The 18,116-nt window shown below is 39.8% G+C and carries 19 protein-coding genes; 15 read left to right on the forward strand and 4 right to left on the reverse strand.

What is annotated here, in order from left to right; genetic code table 11:
- The first annotated feature begins 238 nt into the window (after positions 1–238).
- The 3 genes from DWY55_RS04190 to DWY55_RS04200 all read left to right on the forward strand — a co-directional run bounded on the left by DWY55_RS04190 (position 239) and on the right by DWY55_RS04200 (position 2,492).
- Complete coding sequence (locus DWY55_RS04190; RefSeq protein ID WP_057281277.1) at positions 239–784, forward strand: UpxY family transcription antiterminator; 546 nt, start codon at positions 239–241, stop codon at positions 782–784.
- A gap of 64 nt (positions 785–848) precedes the next feature.
- Positions 849–1,634: an AAA family ATPase gene (locus tag DWY55_RS04195; protein ID WP_064774928.1), complete on the forward strand. Its 786-nt coding sequence runs from the start codon at positions 849–851 to the stop codon at positions 1,632–1,634.
- A gap of 30 nt (positions 1,635–1,664) precedes the next feature.
- A complete protein-coding gene (locus DWY55_RS04200; RefSeq protein WP_165859507.1) occupies positions 1,665–2,492 on the forward strand; it encodes a DUF4435 domain-containing protein in 828 nt (275 codons plus the stop codon).
- On the opposite strand, the gene DWY55_RS04205 is transcribed toward DWY55_RS04200, so the two are convergent.
- The 3 genes from DWY55_RS04205 to DWY55_RS04210 form a co-directional block, all read right to left on the reverse strand.
- Entirely contained in the window at positions 2,470–2,937 is a 468-nt protein-coding gene (locus DWY55_RS04205; protein WP_057281280.1) for an N-acetylmuramoyl-L-alanine amidase, read from the reverse strand. The genes DWY55_RS04200 and DWY55_RS04205 overlap by 23 nt on opposite strands.
- 4 nt (positions 2,938–2,941) lie before the next feature.
- Positions 2,942–3,055: a smalltalk protein gene (locus tag DWY55_RS21945; RefSeq protein ID WP_005828021.1), complete on the reverse strand. Its 114-nt coding sequence runs from the start codon at positions 3,053–3,055 to the stop codon at positions 2,942–2,944.
- An 84-nt stretch (positions 3,056–3,139) separates the two neighbouring features.
- A complete protein-coding gene (locus DWY55_RS04210) occupies positions 3,140–3,679 on the reverse strand; it encodes a hypothetical protein (RefSeq protein ID WP_005828019.1) in 540 nt (179 codons plus the stop codon).
- A 284-nt stretch (positions 3,680–3,963) separates the two neighbouring features.
- Here DWY55_RS04210 and DWY55_RS04215 point away from each other — a divergent pair, with 284 nt between their 5' ends.
- Entirely contained in the window at positions 3,964–4,215 is a 252-nt protein-coding gene (locus DWY55_RS04215; RefSeq protein ID WP_117879223.1) for a DUF4248 domain-containing protein, read from the forward strand.
- A gap of 5 nt (positions 4,216–4,220) precedes the next feature.
- Here the strand turns inward: DWY55_RS04215 and DWY55_RS04220 are convergent, their stop codons facing one another.
- On the reverse strand, positions 4,221–6,317 hold the full coding sequence (locus tag DWY55_RS04220; protein WP_120178025.1) for a BT4734/BF3469 family protein: 2,097 nt from the start codon (positions 6,315–6,317) through the stop codon (positions 4,221–4,223).
- Positions 6,318–6,457: 140 nt separating this feature from the next.
- Between DWY55_RS04220 and DWY55_RS21950 the strand changes: the two genes are divergently transcribed.
- From DWY55_RS21950 to DWY55_RS04270, 11 genes are all read left to right on the forward strand, one after another.
- Positions 6,458–6,613, forward strand: a complete 156-nt coding sequence (locus DWY55_RS21950) for a hypothetical protein (RefSeq protein WP_005828011.1) — start codon at positions 6,458–6,460, stop codon at positions 6,611–6,613.
- Between the two features lie 435 nt (positions 6,614–7,048).
- Entirely contained in the window at positions 7,049–8,386 is a 1,338-nt protein-coding gene (locus DWY55_RS04225; protein ID WP_008663067.1) for a nucleotide sugar dehydrogenase, read from the forward strand.
- A 174-nt stretch (positions 8,387–8,560) separates the two neighbouring features.
- On the forward strand, positions 8,561–9,676 hold the full coding sequence (locus DWY55_RS04230; protein WP_243633636.1) for an O-antigen ligase family protein: 1,116 nt from the start codon (positions 8,561–8,563) through the stop codon (positions 9,674–9,676).
- Positions 9,660–11,210 (forward strand): hypothetical protein, encoded by a 1,551-nt coding sequence (locus DWY55_RS04235; RefSeq protein ID WP_008663062.1) that lies wholly within the window; start codon positions 9,660–9,662, stop codon positions 11,208–11,210. The genes DWY55_RS04230 and DWY55_RS04235 overlap by 17 nt, the downstream gene beginning before the upstream one ends.
- Before the next feature lie 224 nt (positions 11,211–11,434).
- Positions 11,435–12,418 carry a hypothetical protein gene (locus DWY55_RS04240; protein WP_005828001.1) on the forward strand — a complete coding sequence of 328 codons (984 nt, stop codon included), beginning with the start codon at positions 11,435–11,437 and terminating at the stop codon, positions 12,416–12,418.
- A 30-nt stretch (positions 12,419–12,448) separates the two neighbouring features.
- A complete protein-coding gene (locus tag DWY55_RS04245) occupies positions 12,449–13,501 on the forward strand; it encodes a hypothetical protein (protein ID WP_005827999.1) in 1,053 nt (350 codons plus the stop codon).
- A 7-nt stretch (positions 13,502–13,508) separates the two neighbouring features.
- The gene (locus DWY55_RS04250) at positions 13,509–14,102 is read left to right on the forward strand and encodes a serine acetyltransferase (RefSeq protein WP_005827996.1); all 594 of its coding nucleotides are present in this window, start codon (positions 13,509–13,511) and stop codon (positions 14,100–14,102) included.
- Between the two features lie 41 nt (positions 14,103–14,143).
- Positions 14,144–15,070 carry an acyltransferase family protein gene (locus DWY55_RS04255; protein WP_232282149.1) on the forward strand — a complete coding sequence of 309 codons (927 nt, stop codon included), beginning with the start codon at positions 14,144–14,146 and terminating at the stop codon, positions 15,068–15,070.
- A 12-nt stretch (positions 15,071–15,082) separates the two neighbouring features.
- Positions 15,083–16,231, forward strand: a complete 1,149-nt coding sequence (locus tag DWY55_RS04260; protein ID WP_008663056.1) for an NAD-dependent epimerase/dehydratase family protein — start codon at positions 15,083–15,085, stop codon at positions 16,229–16,231.
- The gene (locus DWY55_RS04265; RefSeq protein WP_120178026.1) at positions 16,228–17,037 is read left to right on the forward strand and encodes a hypothetical protein; all 810 of its coding nucleotides are present in this window, start codon (positions 16,228–16,230) and stop codon (positions 17,035–17,037) included. Before DWY55_RS04260 ends, DWY55_RS04265 begins: the two co-directional genes overlap by 4 nt.
- Positions 17,038–17,062: 25 nt before the next feature.
- Positions 17,063–17,941, forward strand: a complete 879-nt coding sequence (locus DWY55_RS04270; protein ID WP_008663051.1) for a glycosyltransferase family 2 protein — start codon at positions 17,063–17,065, stop codon at positions 17,939–17,941.
- The last annotated feature ends 175 nt before the right edge of the window (positions 17,942–18,116 follow it).

Genomic DNA, 18,116 nt, shown 5'->3' on the forward strand with positions numbered 1-18,116 from the left:
ATTTCTAATTTTTAATTAACCCCGCCCCTCCAATGTGACAGGCGACCGCGTAGCGCGCCCGAACCTCAACTATTTATAGACCATAGAAATACTTTATTCAGCATATTCCTATAAGTCTGGGGCGTCATGCAAAGTGCATCGCTGTTCTTTGTACCCGGATTTATTTTGTTTGTTTTGTTTGTTTGGTGTTCCGGCAGGCAGAGCGCTGTTCCGGAACACCTTATTAAAAAAAATTCAGATGAGCCATACTGATATCACCCCTCATATTATTCCTCGTCGCCAATGGCTGGTGGCATACGTGCAGTCTTGTCTGGAAAAGAAGACTGCCGAACGGCTGAAAGCTATGGGAGTGGAATATTACTTACCCATACAAAGCGAAATACGCCAATGGAGCGACCGGCGCAAGAAAGTGGACCGCCTGGTCATCCCGATGATGATTTTCGTGCATGTCACTCCGCAGGAACGCCCCCTGCCGCTTACCTTACAAGCTATCAGTCGATACATGGTATTGCGCGGTGAAAGCCGTCCCGCCGTCATTCCCGAGGAACAGATGGAACGTTTCCGCTTTATGCTGGACTATAGCCCGGAGGCTGTAGAGATTTGCAGTACACCTCTGGCAGCAGGTGATGCCGTGAAAGTAATAAAAGGCCCCCTTGCCGGATTGGAGGGAGAACTGGTCATGATAGGAGGAAAAAGCAAAGTGGCAGTCCGGCTGGATATGCTGGGCTGCGCACATGTGGACATGCCGATAGGATACGTGGAAAAACTAAAAGTTAAAAATTAAAATGCATAAAAAACATAAGTCTCAATAACTTTCCATATATTTGCTGATGATAAGTGGAAAAATTATGAAGGATTCTCATAAAACATATATAAAATCATTTTCCTTACAAGGATTGTGGGGGTATAAAGAAGTGGAGTGGACAACCATCAATTCAGATGTAAATGTATTGGTTGGAATCAATGGCAGTGGAAAAACTACGCTCATGGATATCATGTATGCTTATTATACCAATGATGCAAAAGAACTAAAAAAATATCAATATCAAGATATTCAAAGCACCCCTCTCAGCACAGAAGTTTATCCGCTGGTATATCTCCGTACATTCGATACCCCTTTAGCCAATAAACGTAAATCAGGAAGTCCATTGATGGAAGAACTGAACAATGTGGTCTTTCAAAACAAGGAAGGCATCTCATTTTTCAATTATCGGATGAAAATGCTGGATTTTCGCGATAAAGCAAACGAGATACAACAAAATATAGATGAATTGTTTGGTATCATCAATGAATTATTCCAGGATACGGGTAAAACAATCAGTATTTCCAAAGGGAACAACAGTACATTGATATTCCACCAAAATGAGAATACACTCCATTTGGAGCAATTATCATCCGGCGAAAAACAATTACTGCTAATTTTGTTAAAAGTCTTCTTGCAGGAAAAGAAACCTGCCATCATTTTTATGGATGAACCGGAAATCTCATTGCATATCCGATGGCAAAGAGAAATTATCGACCGAATACGACAGATTAACCCTTCTTGTCAAATCATTATTGCTACCCATTCACCAAGTATGTTTGGAGCCGGCTGGGGAGATAAAGTTGTTTATATGGAAGATATAATAAAGTAAGCCATGCCGGAATCAGTATCTGCTTTTGAGATGCAAGCCGAATATTTTGCCAATATTCCCATTCTTGACAAAACATATAGAGCTTCCGTCCACTTGGAAAATGAAAAAGACGAGATGTTTTGGGACACCATGTTACAAGAATGCCGTCCCGGAAAGTACAACTACATTTATTTCAGTAAAAGTGAGTTAGGGAACGATTCAAAGGGGTGTAAGCAATGTTTAAAATACAAAAATCATCTTTCCCGTAATTTTTTTATCTGTATAGACAGCGATTTGAGGCATCTATCTCGGGAACAAGGGATAGACAGTGCTCATTTTATCTTGCAAACATATAGTTATTCATGGGAAAACCATTATTGTTACGCTGAAAAGTTAGAAAAATCATGGAAAAGCAAATGTCCGGAGAAAGCGCAGGGTTTCAGTTTTCTATATTTCATCAATGAATTTTCGTGTGCCACCTATACAAGTTTCCTGCATCTTCTGACAATGAGGAAACGAGGGTTCAAAGAAGACTTTTCTTTAAGGCGTTTTGATGAACCTATCCCACGACAATGCAACAATAAAGAATTAGCAGAAAACGGGAAAGGCATTCTTCGTAAAATAAAAACAGACAACTTCCCGTATGTCAATGTACAAGATAAAGTATACTTTCAACAGTTAGGTCTGAATGAAAAAAATACATATCTGCATATAAAAGGCCATACCATCTATACACTGATAAAATCAATAGGAGACTACTTTTGCCATCGCTCGAATATAAACTTTGAGAAAGATGTTATATTAGAAGGTCTGCAGACCATAGGATATTGGGAAATAGACAAAATACGGGAAGATATTACCGCAATGCTGGGTGATTAGTGATTATCCCCCCATATTCCCCCTTTGCATCAAAGCAAGGACAAGCCTTATGGATGGATGCACTGAGTTGCCGATGCCCTAAAATCCGGGCAAGGGGATAGTCCGTCTTCAACTGCCGGAGCAAGTCGAGCAAGGAACATTTCTGTGCATACGTACGTGTATCGGCGGGAGAACCTTCTTCGTTGAGCCCGCCTTCATAGCAAATGCCGATACTCTTGTCATTCCAACCGGTGGCATGAGCTCCAATCTGATGGACCGGACGACAAATATGCACCTCACCGTCACGGGTGATGTAGAAATGATAGCCGATATCGGCAAAGCCCCGTGCCAAATGACTGCGGCGAAGCGCCTCCACCGAAAAATGGCGGTCACAACGCGTAGCGCTGCAATGAACTACCAGGAGGCGTACCTCCCGATAGTTCTGATAGAAACTGCCTGCCTTCATCCGGCTAACGGTTGATGCAGGAAGTCAGACCAAACACTCCGGCCAATGTAGTGGCCACGGTAATAATCACTTTGAGGACAATGCCCCATACAGATTTTGATTTTGTTTTCTCACTCATAACAATTTGCAATTAAGGAATTAAATAATATGGTTATCTGGATTTTTAACATGCTAAAGCGCAGCCAATTAGCACATTAGCCTTCTATCCTAACGGATTTTCCCCCTGGTCTCCGTCCGAACCGCCTCCCGGGTTGCTGCCTCCACCGGCATCTTCACCCCCGCCAGTGGCTCCGGTCAGGTCCACGGTAGTCTTTCCGGCCTTCAGGGCTTTCACCACGGCACGGGCTGCACTTCGGGTTGCCACCAGATTGAATTCCGCCTCCTCCAGCAGCTCTCCAAAACGCTGGCCACAGGTCCAGTTCACATTCAGCCTACGGATATGGATGGCAGGATTGAACTCCTTGGCAGAAGCCGCGCCGATACTGTTGATGCTGATGTAGAAACTCCCCAGGTCGCCCAACTGGATTTTTTGTCCGGCCAGCAACTGCTCCCGCATGCAATCCACGGACATGGTGAGGATGGCAACGATATCCGAACGCTTGTACACGCAGCCATGACTGGCTATATGCTCGGCAAAGCGGTTGATGTCCATCACTTCCGAATACTGCGCACTTGCGTACGCTTTTTTGGCAACCGTCTTATCGGTAGGATTGCCACGCATCACGATACTGTAGTTAATCATAAATTAAAAATTATAAGTTAAAAATTAAAAGATAGGGAGACGATACTAATCCCAGGGGCTTACGATTACTAATCTTCGCGCGTCACGATTACTAATCTTCACCCTTCATCGTCTGACAGAACAAAGATACGACGTACCTCCGGGCAGAATAAGAGATGCGGTGAAGTGATATGAAGGGATGTGGGAAAATGTGAGATTAGGTAAGATTATACCGGGTTCCGGCAATGGGTATACAGAAAAAATTCCGTACATTTACAGTGTAATAACCAGTTAAAGCATTGTTTATGAAGTACGTTGAAGACTACGAAAATATCCTCGGCAAAGAGTGGCCCGTCCGCCCCTATTACAAACGTGAACTGGCAGAGGCATACGCCCCCACCATTTCACCGGCATCCGCACTCAACCGCTTGTCCAAATGGATGAAGCTGAATTTGGAACTGGACGAAGCCCTGCGGCATACCGGCTACAAAGGCTCCCAGAAAATATTCACCTCCCTGCAGGTGGAACTTATATTCAGGTATTTAGGAAAACCGTGAAAGAATCAATCCCCCACATAGCGCGCCATGGCGCATTGGTTGCGGTAGATTTCATCCCCTTTCAGCTCGACCACCCGATAACCACGGCGGCCACCGGAACGGACAGCCTCATAGCCCTCCTGCTTCATCACCAGACCGAGGCGCGTGGGACTCAAGGGTTGCCGGATACCTATGTTGATATGTCCCAGTATCTGGGCATTGGTCAAGAACATACACTCCTCGCCTGGCATGGGGCGGCGATAGTACACCTGAACGAGCTCACGCTCCAGGCAGGGCACCTCAAAATAACGGTTATGAAGATTCACGGCATCAATCTCCTCCTGCTCAAACCAGTAGTGGAAGCCGCTCTTCCAGAGGGCATAGCCTTGCGCATACACTCCGGCATAGTCTATGGGATAATCGAAAGGACTGTCTATGGAATCCACCTCGAAGGGAAGCCAACGGCGGTTGCCACTGAGGTCGTTGAGGAAGGTGACGTTGTTGCTCGTGCCGCAGAAGCTGGCAATATGCGGACGGCTCTCCTTGAAGTGCCCGTAGGCGGCACGCTCGTTCACGTCTGTCATGCCGGTGATGGCCTTCAACTGGCTGACCTGGGCAGAGGTCATCTCCTCCAGCTCTTCAAGGCATACCAGTGCAAACTCGGTCAGCGTAAAAAGGTCGTCCTTGCTGACGCGCCGGCTGTTGCTTTTCACATAAAAATAACGCTGAAGTTCGACAGGAAGCAGACGCTGCATCCAGGTAGTCTTGTAGATGCCCTGCTTACCGATGAAGACCAGAATCTCATGATTCACCACCTTGGTATCGAGCAGCGAAGCAATGGTGGCCACCAGCCACTTCTTGAAATAGATGCCGAAAAGCTTCTGGTCGTCCTTCACATGTACGCCGGCAGCCAGACGAGCAATAGGGTCAGTAGTACCGTCCCAAGCAGGCAGCCCCTCCAGATAGGCTACAAAGGGATTGAAAAGCGGTGTGTACTCCGAATCGAGCACGGAACGTATGTCCGCAATGCGGGCAAGCATCCCTGCCTTGTTCATGCGGCTCCACAACGTGTTGACGTAGCGGTCGGTCAGCTCCGCATACTCCTCTCCGCAGTCGGCCATCAGGACTTCGAACTTGCCGCTCACCGTATTTTTGCGGAACTTCGCCTGTTCGGAAAGGAACTGCTCGATATCTGCCACCGTGGCAAACTTTTCATCGCCCTCTCCCCTGCGGACAAGGGAGCGGGTGCCATGCTCCCCGGTATTCGCGTAGCAGGAGCCGATGACAGCTGCCACATCCCCGTCATAGTCAGGAAAGTGCTCCGCTGCCCAAGCGGCGGCTGTCTTCCGGGCCACTCCGTACTGGTTGAGCAGATACCCCATGCGCATCACATATTCGTTATGATGATGTTCACAATAACTCACTCCCTCCTCTTCCAGCAGGCGTTCGGCAGCTTTCACCACCTTCTCCAAACGTTTGTTGCGCTTTGTCGGCACAGCTTCGGAAGCGCTATCCTGCGGTTGGGGAGCAATCGGACTATCTTGCAAAACAAAAGAAGCGGCACTGGGATTGTAATATACATGAGGGTCGGAAGCCAGTCCACTGATACGGGTAGCATTCTTGCACTGCCCGTCGCTTTCGAAGCCCACCAGGCAGGAATAGTAGTCGTTGACTTGATTGAAATACTTGGCGTATTGCCGGAAGGCTTTTCCCTTTTCCGCTCCGTTCAGGTCATCGATGCGGCAGATGATACGGATGCCATGACCGCTGATAGTGGTGTAGGCCATCAATGTATACTTGTCGGCACAAATCAATGTCAGTGTGGCAGCCATCCGCTCGGGAGCGATATGGTCCAGGTCGACCAAGGTATAGCCGGTCCAGGCACAGATATGTTCGCGGGTCTTCCCACCTTCAAAGCAGACGGCAACAGCGAAGCAGGGACAGCCGGACTTCTCGCGGTCGGCATCCCTACGCAGGTCTTGCTGCAAGTAGTAGCGATGTTTCTCGGTGCGGTCTCGCAGGGCAGCGTCGCATTTAATGATGTTGACTATTTCTTCAAGAGAAGTTTCTACTGATTCTGTGTCCGAATAGCCTCTGAAAAGGCTGATATTGCGGTGTTCCATAATTTACTGATTTTTGTTTATGTTTAAAATTACGACGCGAAGGAACGCATAAGTGCCCAGATACACAAGTCCGGTCGTTTCCACTACATGGAAATGATTTCGCTTGTTTTTATTATTGTTTAACAATTAAAAGAGTCAACATGACAAAGAAAGAGCCGGTGACACCGGCATTCGGAGCCTTTCTGAGCAAATGCCAGAAAGAACAGCTCGTTAACGGCAGACATCTGACCAACGAGACCATCGCCCAAGCAACGATGATGAGTACCAGAACCTACAACCTTTTAAAAAAGGGCTGAGCAACAACATCAACCAGATACATGCCATAACGCATTTCTGGAGGTCGTTCCCGAAAACAGACCAAGAAAGGGAGAGTTTTGAGAAAGAGGTGGCAGATTGCCTGGAGAGTGATTTGAGGAACTACAGAATCCATACCGGAGTCCTGAAGCCTTAACTTCACTTGCAACCTTGACACTTGTGGCACCCTTTTTCCAATACTCCCTATTAGGCTAATATTTATCACACACAAACGATACAGGTCTGTGCATATTGATAATTTGTCTCGCGCGCGTAACGGGTATTTATGTTTAAGGGGTGACACAGGTGTCATTTCGGCTTACCACTGATTACATAAATTGACAGAAATTGAAAAGAAAAATTACCTACAAGAATCTGTGAATTTTATGGTATAGATATTAGAGAAAGTAAGCAGCTATTCCATATAAAATATAATCATGATTATGAAACAATATAATATTGCCGTTGCAGGTACCGGCTATGTAGGTCTGAGTATTGCAACTTTGCTTGCACAGCACAACCATGTCACTGCTGTCGATATAATCCCTAATAAAGTAGAACTTATCAACAACAAGAAATCACCCATTCAGGATGAATATATAGAGAAGTATTTGGCAGAAAAGGAGCTTGACCTAACTGCTACTCTGGACGGCAAGGCAGCCTACAAAGATGCGGACTACGTCGTTATTGCCGCTCCTACCAACTACGACCCGGTGAAGAACTTCTTCGACACCCATCATATCGAAGATGTGATAGACCTCGTCATCAGCGTAAATCCGGATGCGGTAATGATCATCAAATCAACCATCCCCGTGGGGTATACCCGTTCACTCTATATAAAATATGCACAACAATTCCTTCACAATCCGGAACTGGAAGGCAAGAAATTCAACCTGCTCTTTTCTCCGGAATTTTTGCGTGAGAGTAAAGCACTTTACGATAACCTTTATCCTTCTCGCATCATAGTAGGTTATCCTAAAATTATTGAAGGAACAGAATTTACAGAAGAAAATACAGCTATAAATGCCATCAGCAATCCCAATGCGGAAGAATATGCCAAAATTTTCGCAGCATTGCTCCAACAAGGTGCTGTTAAAGAGAACATAGATACCCTATTTATGGGTATGAAAGAAGCCGAAGCCGTAAAACTTTTCGCCAATACCTACCTTGCCCTGCGTGTCAGCTATTTCAACGAACTCGACACGTATGCCGAAATGAAAGGGCTTGATACCGCAGCCATCATCAACGGAGTATGTCTCGACCCACGTATCGGCACACACTACAACAACCCCTCTTTCGGTTACGGCGGCTATTGTTTACCTAAAGATACAAAGCAACTCCTTGCCAATTACGACCGCGTCCCCCAAAACATGATGACCGCCATTGTGGAAAGCAATCGCACACGCAAGGATTTCATTGCTGACCGTGTATTGCAGAAAGCCGGTTACTATAGTTATGCAGAAGGTAATTATGATGTTGCAAAAGAAAAGCAAGTTGTAATTGGCGTATATCGCTTGACGATGAAGTCCAATTCGGATAATTTCCGACAATCATCCATTCAAGGTGTAATGAAACGGATAAAGGCAAAAGGGGCAGAGATTATCATCTACGAACCGACACTGGAAGATGGAAGCACGTTCTTCGGCAGCAGAGTAATGAATAATCTGGATGAATTCAAACTACAGAGTGATGCGATTATCGCCAATAGGTATGACATCTGCCTGGAAGAGGTGAAAGAGAAAGTTTATACGAGGGATATTTTTAGAAGAGATTAAGAAACTATTTTTTGAAAAAGTGATAAACACTCCTTATAAAATCCGATGAATTATATTCATAAATATACAACCTGTATCATTCAATACCTCTATATATACATAATGATATCCTCCGCAGGAATGGCCTTACCCGCCTATATAGGGAATGATAATTTCATCATATTGACACTATTAATGGGAATATACTATGTATTGAAGAAAAAGACATTATTTCATCTTCAAAAGCAATATTTACTTTTCATCGGATGCTTGTTTTTTTCAATGCTTCTAGTCATAATAGGCTCTACATTAAGTTTAGGTACAGCACTCAGTGTGACTTCTATACCATTAATCATATACGCCACCTACAAAATAGATCCGGCCAACTACCTACAAAGATTTATCAAACTCATTTTTTATATTGCTTTAATCAGTATCATCCTCTTTACTATCACGCGTATATATGGCTTCAATTCATTTTCAAGTATATTTCCACATCTGTACACTTCATTTTTTAGAGGAGGAGAAGTGTACAGTTACGGAGGATTTTTATACCGTTTTGTGACTTTACACAGTGACAGAAATTGTGGTCCGTTCAGCGAACCTGGGCAATATCAATGTGTGCTTTCCTCTGCTTTATACTTCATCATGTTCCATCCTCGCCTTTTTGAAGCTAAAGAGCGAATACGATATATAATCGTGTTCTTCCTTGCCTTGATTACAACTCTTTCTACAAGCGGTTATATCGGAATAGTAATATTGGTTTTCTGTTACCTATTGCATTCCTTAAAAACAATAGACAAACGAATGAAATACGCTATTATAATTACGATTATCGGCACTATGCTTTTTATGTCAATGACAAAACTCGGTAATGAATTCATGAACACAGTTGTATTCCACAAAATTTACGCAAATGGTCAATTGGATTTCTCTCTTAATTCCGGTGGTGCACGTACAATAAGTATAAGTAGCGTATTGACTACCATATACAACCACCCTATCACCTTGATTGGAGTTGGTTATGACGAATTACATAATATGGGAGTGGAAGGATGTGCTGGTTTTCTCTTCCTACTTCTCGCCGTAGGAATAATGTCATTTTCCATATTATTTGGCTTTTGTTTCCATCAAGTATTTAAGTATAATAAGAGTATCTGGGACATTATGGTACGAATTTTATTAGTCTTAAATATGGGATTAAGCCAGCCCCACATTATGAATGTTGCTCTCTTTACCATGATGTTATATCCTTACTTCATAGCTAACAGCTTAAAAAAAACAAATACATCCTATGTCAGAAGTTGCTAACAGAGTATTGAAGAATAGCGGATATCTATATTTTAGCATGGGACTATCCATGTTTGTTTCCCTCTATTCCACCCGTCTAATTCTCAATGCACTCGGAAGCTCCGATTTTGGCATATTCTGCATTATCGGAGGAGCAATCGGTATGTTAGGGTTCTTAAATGCAGCCATGTCAACCACCACCCAACGCTTTATTAATTATGCAGAAGGAGAAGGAAAACCCGAAAAACAAAAAAGTATTTTCACTGTAAGTATAAGTATCCATTTTCTATTATCATTATTGATGGTTATCATTTTCGAGATAGCCTATTTTTTCTTCTTTGATGGTATATTAAATATTCCTTCTGATCGAATTCCTTCAGCCAAATGGATTTATCAGTTAATGCTTTTATCGACAGTATTAACCATCCAGACCGTACCTTATAATGCTATTATCAATGCTCATGAAAACATGCGGTATCTAAGTATTATAGGCGTTTTTCAAACACTTATGAAGTTAGTTATAGCATTAATAGTAGTCCATGTATATACAGATAAATTAATTCTATATGGTATCCTCACAACCTTTGTCTCATTAATATTCATGATTATTCTTCAAATTTATTGCCATCGGAATTACTCAGAATGTACATACAGCATCCACAAATATCACAATAAAGAACTAATGAAAGAAATGACTTCATTTGCTGGTTGGGGATTTATAAACTCCTCTTCTTCGATGTTTGCACAATACGGGATGGGAATTGTATTAAATTCGTTCTTCGGTACAATATTAAGTGCAGCTCAAGGGGTAGCCAACCAAATATCCGGTCAGCTAATGGTGTTTTCACGTACTATGCTAATGGCAATCAACCCTATTATTGGGAAAAAGGCCGGCAGTAATGACATAACTAATATGATGCGTATTTCATTATTCAGTTCAAAAATGTCTTTTCTCATCATCGCCTTTTTTGCCTTTCCTTTTATTATTGAAACCCCTTATATACTCCAACTATGGCTAAAAAATGTTCCGGAATGGAGTGTATGTTTCTTTAGATTTGAAATAACAAGAAATATGTTAGACCAATTAACTATCACATTAACAAGTGCCATCAATGCAGAAGGACGGATAAAATATTATTCGATACTTCGTGGATGTTCATATTTCCTGCCATTACCTATTAGTCTATTTCTTTTTCATTTAGGATTTTCACCTTATTGGTTTTATATCATATGGATATTTACATGGAATGGAATAGGCAGTCTCATCATTCTATATTATGCACATAAAAATTGCGGAATGCAATATGCTGATTTTTTCAAAATTATAATATATCCTATACTACTAATAACAATCTCTACATTATCAATCAGTGGGATAATTACAGTATATATGGATGAATCATTTTTGCGTTTAGTTATCATTTTATGTACTACTACGATAATATTTATTATTTCATGTTGTTGGGGATTTGTGTTTTCGCCTAAAGAAAGAAAAATCATATTATCGGCATCTATGTCATTATTGAAAGAAATAAAAGTGAAGCTACATCTTTGAATTAAAAATAATTGTAGCACCAAAACTAAAAGGTCATCACAGGTAATCATCATTATACCAACATACCATTTATTGAATAGTGCTCACCAGACTCAGGAAATCCAACAAGAGTTATTAAGATCGTACTCGCCTGTGAAAATATATTGACTTTATAACAAAAACATTTATCATCAAATACTTTTAAAAGCATCAAGAAGTATATATAAATAAAATATCATAAAACAATGAACTATTTAACAGATAAAATTCTACGCGGAACACATCGACTTTACGTTAACCATTATGGCTCATACCTAAAACCGATTGACAGCATAATGGATCCTGAGAAGGCGTCCAACATTATATATCAACAACTAAAATCAGATTCACCTTCAATGGTTGCTCGATATGGAAGTACAGAAATATTATGCGTAAATAACTATTTAGGGATAAAAAAATATAAGCATAACATTATAGATTATATCACAGATAAAATACCCCAATTTTGGTGGAATCAGATTGGCATATACAACATGCAACATCTTTCTGGTTTTTTTCCACTTACAGAACTAAATTTAGAAAGATTTGGAGAATTAATGATCGAAGATTCAAAACATGTTGACATATTAGGTTCATGGCGTATAGAAGAACGTAGACTTATTGATATAAACAAAGTAAAGACTATACAATTACTACTTTTAGAACCATACCATGCAAAACATCCATGGTCAAGAGTTCTTAAGGGGAAAAAGGTATTAGTCATACACCCTTTTGCTGAAACAATACAACATCAATATGAACAAAAAAGAACATTATTATTCAAAAATCCAGATGTACTACCTGAATTTCAACTAGAAACAATTAAGGCTGTTCAAAGTCTTGGCGGGCAAAGTCCTTTCAATACCTGGTTCGATGCATTAGAATATATGAAAGATGAAATTGATAAACGAGATTATGACATTGCACTCATTGGATGTGGAGCATACGGATTCCCCTTAGCTGCTCATGTAAAACGGACAGGAAAAAAAGCAGTACACTTAGGTGGAGCTTTACAATTACTATTTGGAATCAAAGGAAAACGTTGGATCAACCCTTATTATGGTAAGGTATTCCTTCCATTCTTAAAGGAAAACTATTACAACAATTTAATGAATGAATTTTGGGTTTATCCATCAGAATCAGAGCGACCTTCGAATGCGGCTAATGTAGAAGGGGCATGCTATTGGTAAATTAAATTACAATATACTTTATTTTATAATATGTCATCAAAGATTAAAGTATTATATATTACAAAATATAATCAAAAAGAAATCTTAGAAAAACCTGATAATTTTACATATTACATTAAAAGCATAATGAATAGCAATTTAATAGATGTGTACTTGCTAAATCCATTATCTTTACAAAAAGGCAATAGCATTCAGGTTCTAATCGCCTTAGTAAAAACAATAAAAGATATCAATCCTGATATTCTGTATCTAGGCGCCCTGCAAGGTCTCGGCAAGTTGGTAGTTTTAAAACGAATCGGAATCCTAAAATGTAAAATAGTTGCATGGAAATATACTTACTGTAAAGAATATTCCAACCCTATTAAAAATTGGTTTATCAAGTTCTTTTATTGGAAAGGAATAGACAGAATTTACATGATGTTTGATAACCATACACGGCATGCACTGAGTCATAATATTGTAAAAGATTGCCAAATAACAACACTGAGCAGAGGAACAGAAGTCGAATGGTATCAAAAATATCTTATTCCCCAAAAAGACAATTTTCTGGTAATGGCTACAGGAAAGGATAGCAGAGATTACCAAACACTCAGTGAAGCCTGCGAGCAAACTCAGACAAACTGCCATATCATTACCCGCCGCCACGAAAGCAATATAAAAGCAGCGGAAAAGTTCAAAAACAGTCAATACATAAAATTCACATTTATGGAAGACCTGCATATAAACAATGAATATGAGTACATTATGCAACAACAAGGTCAAGCATCCATATTGGCTATTCCTTGTGAGAGAAGAAAATATGGAGTAGGCTACACCAATATAATAGAAGCATTGCCCTACTACATTCCAATCCTAATGACACATAACCCCGATATACACATAGATTTAGAAAAAGAATGCATCGGCTATTTAATAGAACCTTACGATGTCGAAGCATGGAAAGAAAAAATCATTTACCTAAAGCAACATCCGGAAGTCATAGAAACAATGAGCAAACATGCTAAAAAGTTGACAGAAGGAGAATATAATGCACGAACCACCGCTTCCTATATAATGAATGACTTTATCCGAATCACCCAATAATGCAAGTATGAGCTTCAAAACATGCCGCCAATTAATACACGAAGATTTCCGTAAGGTGCTGACACAACAGCCACATGGAAAAATATCCGAATACTTATATATCCTAAGATATTTAATTACCAACAATTCATTCAAATTTTGTTTTTGGTTCAGATTGGGCAGCTGGTCAAAAGGAAAGAAAAGAGTACTACCTATCTATATCCTTTCATGGATGATGCATCGGCATTACATGTTTAAATTTGGAATTCAGATGCCATTAGGTACCCCCGTAAAAGGAGGATTAAGCTTTAATCATTTTTCATGTATCATTATTAATGGAGCAACCCAAATAGGACATAATTGTACCATATTTCATGGCGTAACAACAGCTCTAAAAATGGGAGGAAGCAATGCTGGCGTACCCTCTATTGGAAATAATTGTGTGTTGGGACCAGGAAGTAAAATTCTAGGTTCTGTAACTCTTGGAGATAATGTTTTTGTGGGAGCCAATGCTGTAGTTACTCATGATATGCCATCAAACAGCATAGTAGCCGGAATCCCTGCAAAGGTGATTAGTATGAATGGACTGCAAAGTACAGAATTAGTAAGACAGCATAAATGAAAAAAAGAATAGAATGGATTGATTTATGCAAAATCATAACAATGATAATTGTATGCTATGATCATACAATTCAAAGCATTGCTCCCGATGAAGCCTTGAAAAACAGTTTCTTCATAGGCACTATATCTTTTCATATGCCCCTATTTATGATATTAAGCGGCTATTTTATCAACCCTAAAAGAATGAGAACTGATAAAATTACAACATCTTGTTTTTCGAAATTTAAGCATCTAATGGTACCCGCTTTTTCTTGGTATATAATCCAATGTTGCCTATTTAGAGAAATACCTGAAGTAAAAGCATCATTAGAATCATATTGGTTTTTAAGCTGCCTATTTTTCTGCTTCTGCATATTAGCCATTATTACAAAAATCACTACCAATAACCTTATTGTATTTACGGTGGCATGTATAATAACCTATTTCACACCATACTGTTACTTTGTAAAGATTAATTTTTTAATGCCTTTCTTAGCTATAGGATATTGGTTGAATAAACATAATAAATATCTAACTTGGCAATTAGTATTACCTATATTAATGATTTACATAATCCTATATCAACATTGGACTTTTGAGGATTCTGTTTATATTACTCCTATTCGCTTTCACAAATTCAGTTCTATAATACCGATATCACACATAGCCATATTTCGATTTGCAATTGCTGTAACTGGAAGTTTATCAATAATATATGGTTGCATATTAATCACAAAGTATTTTAAAAACAACATCCTTATAAAAAAACTTATTCATTATGGGAAATATACACTTTGCATATATACCATACATTTCATTTTTATAAAACTCATAAAAGACTTTTTCAATAAACATTTGTGGAGCAATGACTATCCTCTTATGTTATTTTCAATATTAATATCAGCATTAATAATCATACTATCTCTATCAATTGCATCCTTACTTAGGTATAACCATTATACTAGAAAAATCCTACTAGGAGACTTTTAAAATACAACAAATATGAAACTTACATTTAAGAATGTCTTGATTACAGGCGGAGCTGGTTTCATCGGCTCTAACATTGCATCAAAGTTAGTTGACAAAGGAGTTAACGTGACTGTATTAGACTCTTTGTCTGAGCAAATACACGGACAAAAACCGGAAGAGACATCCCCTCTTTATCTATCTATAAAAGATAAAGTCAAGTTCATCAAAGGAAGTGTCACATCACGGGAAGATTGGCTAAAAGCCATTGATGGTCAAGAAGCCATTATTCACTTGGCAGCAGAGACCGGTACAGGGCAGTCTATGTATGAAATAGAAAAATATGTAAATACTAATATCGGTGGAACAGCGTTAATGCTTGATATTTTGACCAATGCCAAGCACAACGTAAAGCGCGTTATTGTAGCTGAAAGTCGTGCCATCTATGGAGAAGGCAAATACTATAGCCCACTATTGGAAAAAGATGTTTATCCGGAAGAACGTTTAGACGAGAATATGTGCAAAGGAGAATTTGAATGTACTTATCCTAATGCCGGAAAACTGCAATTAGTGGCTACCACTGAAGACTCGAAGATACATCCCTCTTCCGTATACGGCATAACCAAACAAGTACAAGGCCAATTGGTACATTTGGTATGCCCTTCCATTGGCATTGATGCTGTTTCATACAGGTACCAAAATGTATACGGTCCGGGGCAATCACTCTCCAATCCATATACAGGAATTCTTTCCATATTCTCAACCAGAATAAAAAATGGAAATGAAATCAATATTTTTGAAGATGGAAAAGAGACAAGGGATTTTGTATTCATCGAGGATGTAGTAGATGCAACTATTTTAGGCCTTGAAACCAAAGAAGCTGCTGGTCACGCTTTCAATATCGGTACAGGAATCAGCACCGATGTCCTTACAGTGGCACATACACTGTGCGAAAAATACAATATGAATGTTCCCATCACCATATCTGGGAATTATCGTTTAGGAGATATCAGACATAATTATGCTGATATAGCATTAGCACGTACCATATTAGGATACGAACCCAAATGGAGCTTTTCTGATGGTATAGGCGAATTCTGTAAATGGGTAAATACACAAGAGATACAAGCAGATATGTATGATGCATCTATCCTAGAAATGAAAGAAAAAGGACTATATAAATGAAAATTCTTATAAACTACGCAGACAAGCAATATGAGCCCGCCCGTAAATGGAATACATTAACTGGTAAATATATTGCCAAATTTGATAAAGTATATGAATTTTCTCCTCACGACATAGACCCATCGTTTGCCATACTATATCACGACATCCTATCGCAAAAGAGAGGAAACGGCTTATGGCTTTGGAAACCTTATTTCGTGAATAAGGTATTGGAAAACTGTAATAACGGAGACATTATATTTTATTGTGATTCGGGTTTTTTTTTTACACGAAGCATTAAAAAAATAGTAACAATCATTTCCAAAAGACAGCCACTATTTGTTTGTGATATCCCATTACTTGAATCCTGCTTTACTAAACCATTATGTTTTGAAAAATTGGAACTTACGGAGGAAAAGTATAAAACAAGTAATCAAATCATTGCAACTTACTTCTGTTTCCTTGTAACGCCTACTACCCGTAAGTTTATGGCAGAATGGTTATCGTTCTGTTGTGATTTGGAGTTGTTATCACCGGCAGGATTAGGCAAATTCGATACAGCAAAAAAAGATTTCGGAGAATCATTCGTTGCCCATCGCGAGGATCAAAGCATTTTCTCATTACTCTGCAAAAAGTATGAAATTGCTCCCCACCGAGATATCAGTCAACGCGGAAAGTACCCCGAAACTTATAAATCAGCATTCTATGCCTACAAAGTACCTATACACCCAAATGATAAGTATAAACCTATAATTTTCCTACACAAATCACCTCGATTGAACCTACAATGGTTTATACGATATATTTATCATAAAATTAAGCCATAATATATTCCCCTTTATCAATTGCAATATGAACCATATAGCCATACTTTTGACTGTATTTAACCGTAAGGAGAAAACCATAAAGTGCCTGCGCAACATAACAGCACAATCACTTCCAGCTGACACTAAGTTTGACATTTATATAGTGGACGGAGGTTCTACTGACGGAACTGTAGAAAGCGTAAAAACACAGTTTCCCCATGTTAACATCAAAACCGTAGATGGAGTATTCTGGAATCGCGGTATGATAGAAGCATGGAAAATGGCCGAGGAAAAAAAACGAAATGGATGCAACTATGATTATTACCTTTGGCTAAACGATGACACCTTCATATACAAAGACTGTATCGCATCTTTGCTTCGTGTAAGCCTATTGAAAAAAAACAGAACCATCGTACTTGGGTCTACAGTGGATACTCAGACACGTAGCAAACTAACGTATGGAGGCAGAGATAAAACTGGAAAAGTGGCACGCCCATCTTCTGATGACAGCCCTGTGCCAGTAATTATGATGAATGGAAATATAGTATTGGTTCCTCACAGCGTGTACAAGAAATTGGGGACACTTGACCCCTACTATACACATGCGCGCGGTGATTTTGATTACGGGCTGCGCGCCCGTAAAGCTGGAATAGAATTATGGCAGGTAGGACATCCACTTGGCGAATGTGATGCGCATGAACACATTGATGCCTGGTGCGACCCAGAAATACCGCTAAAGAAGCGTTGGAAACTTATGTACCGCCCCAATGGAATGCCTCCAATGGAAATATTTCATTTAGAGAACAGACATTATGGATTCTGCATTGCACTGAAGCATTATTTCACAATTCATCTCCGTTGTATTTGGCCAAATCTTTGGATAAAAGCAGGTAAAGCAAACATAAATAAGCTACACTTAATATAACAAACAAAGAGTAAAAATAAAGCACAAACGACAAAAGTGATGAAAAAGCTTTATTAATACCTCCTTTCGGATTTCCATATTATTCATGTATGGTCATTAATGGAGCAACTATAATTGGAGACGAAGTGATGATTAGCAGTGACACTATCGTTGTAACAGATATGCCGGAAAACTC

This window comes from Bacteroides sp. AF25-38AC, assembly GCF_003602995.1.
In the GTDB taxonomy this organism is placed as follows: Bacteria; Bacteroidota; Bacteroidia; order Bacteroidales; family Bacteroidaceae; genus Bacteroides; species Bacteroides uniformis.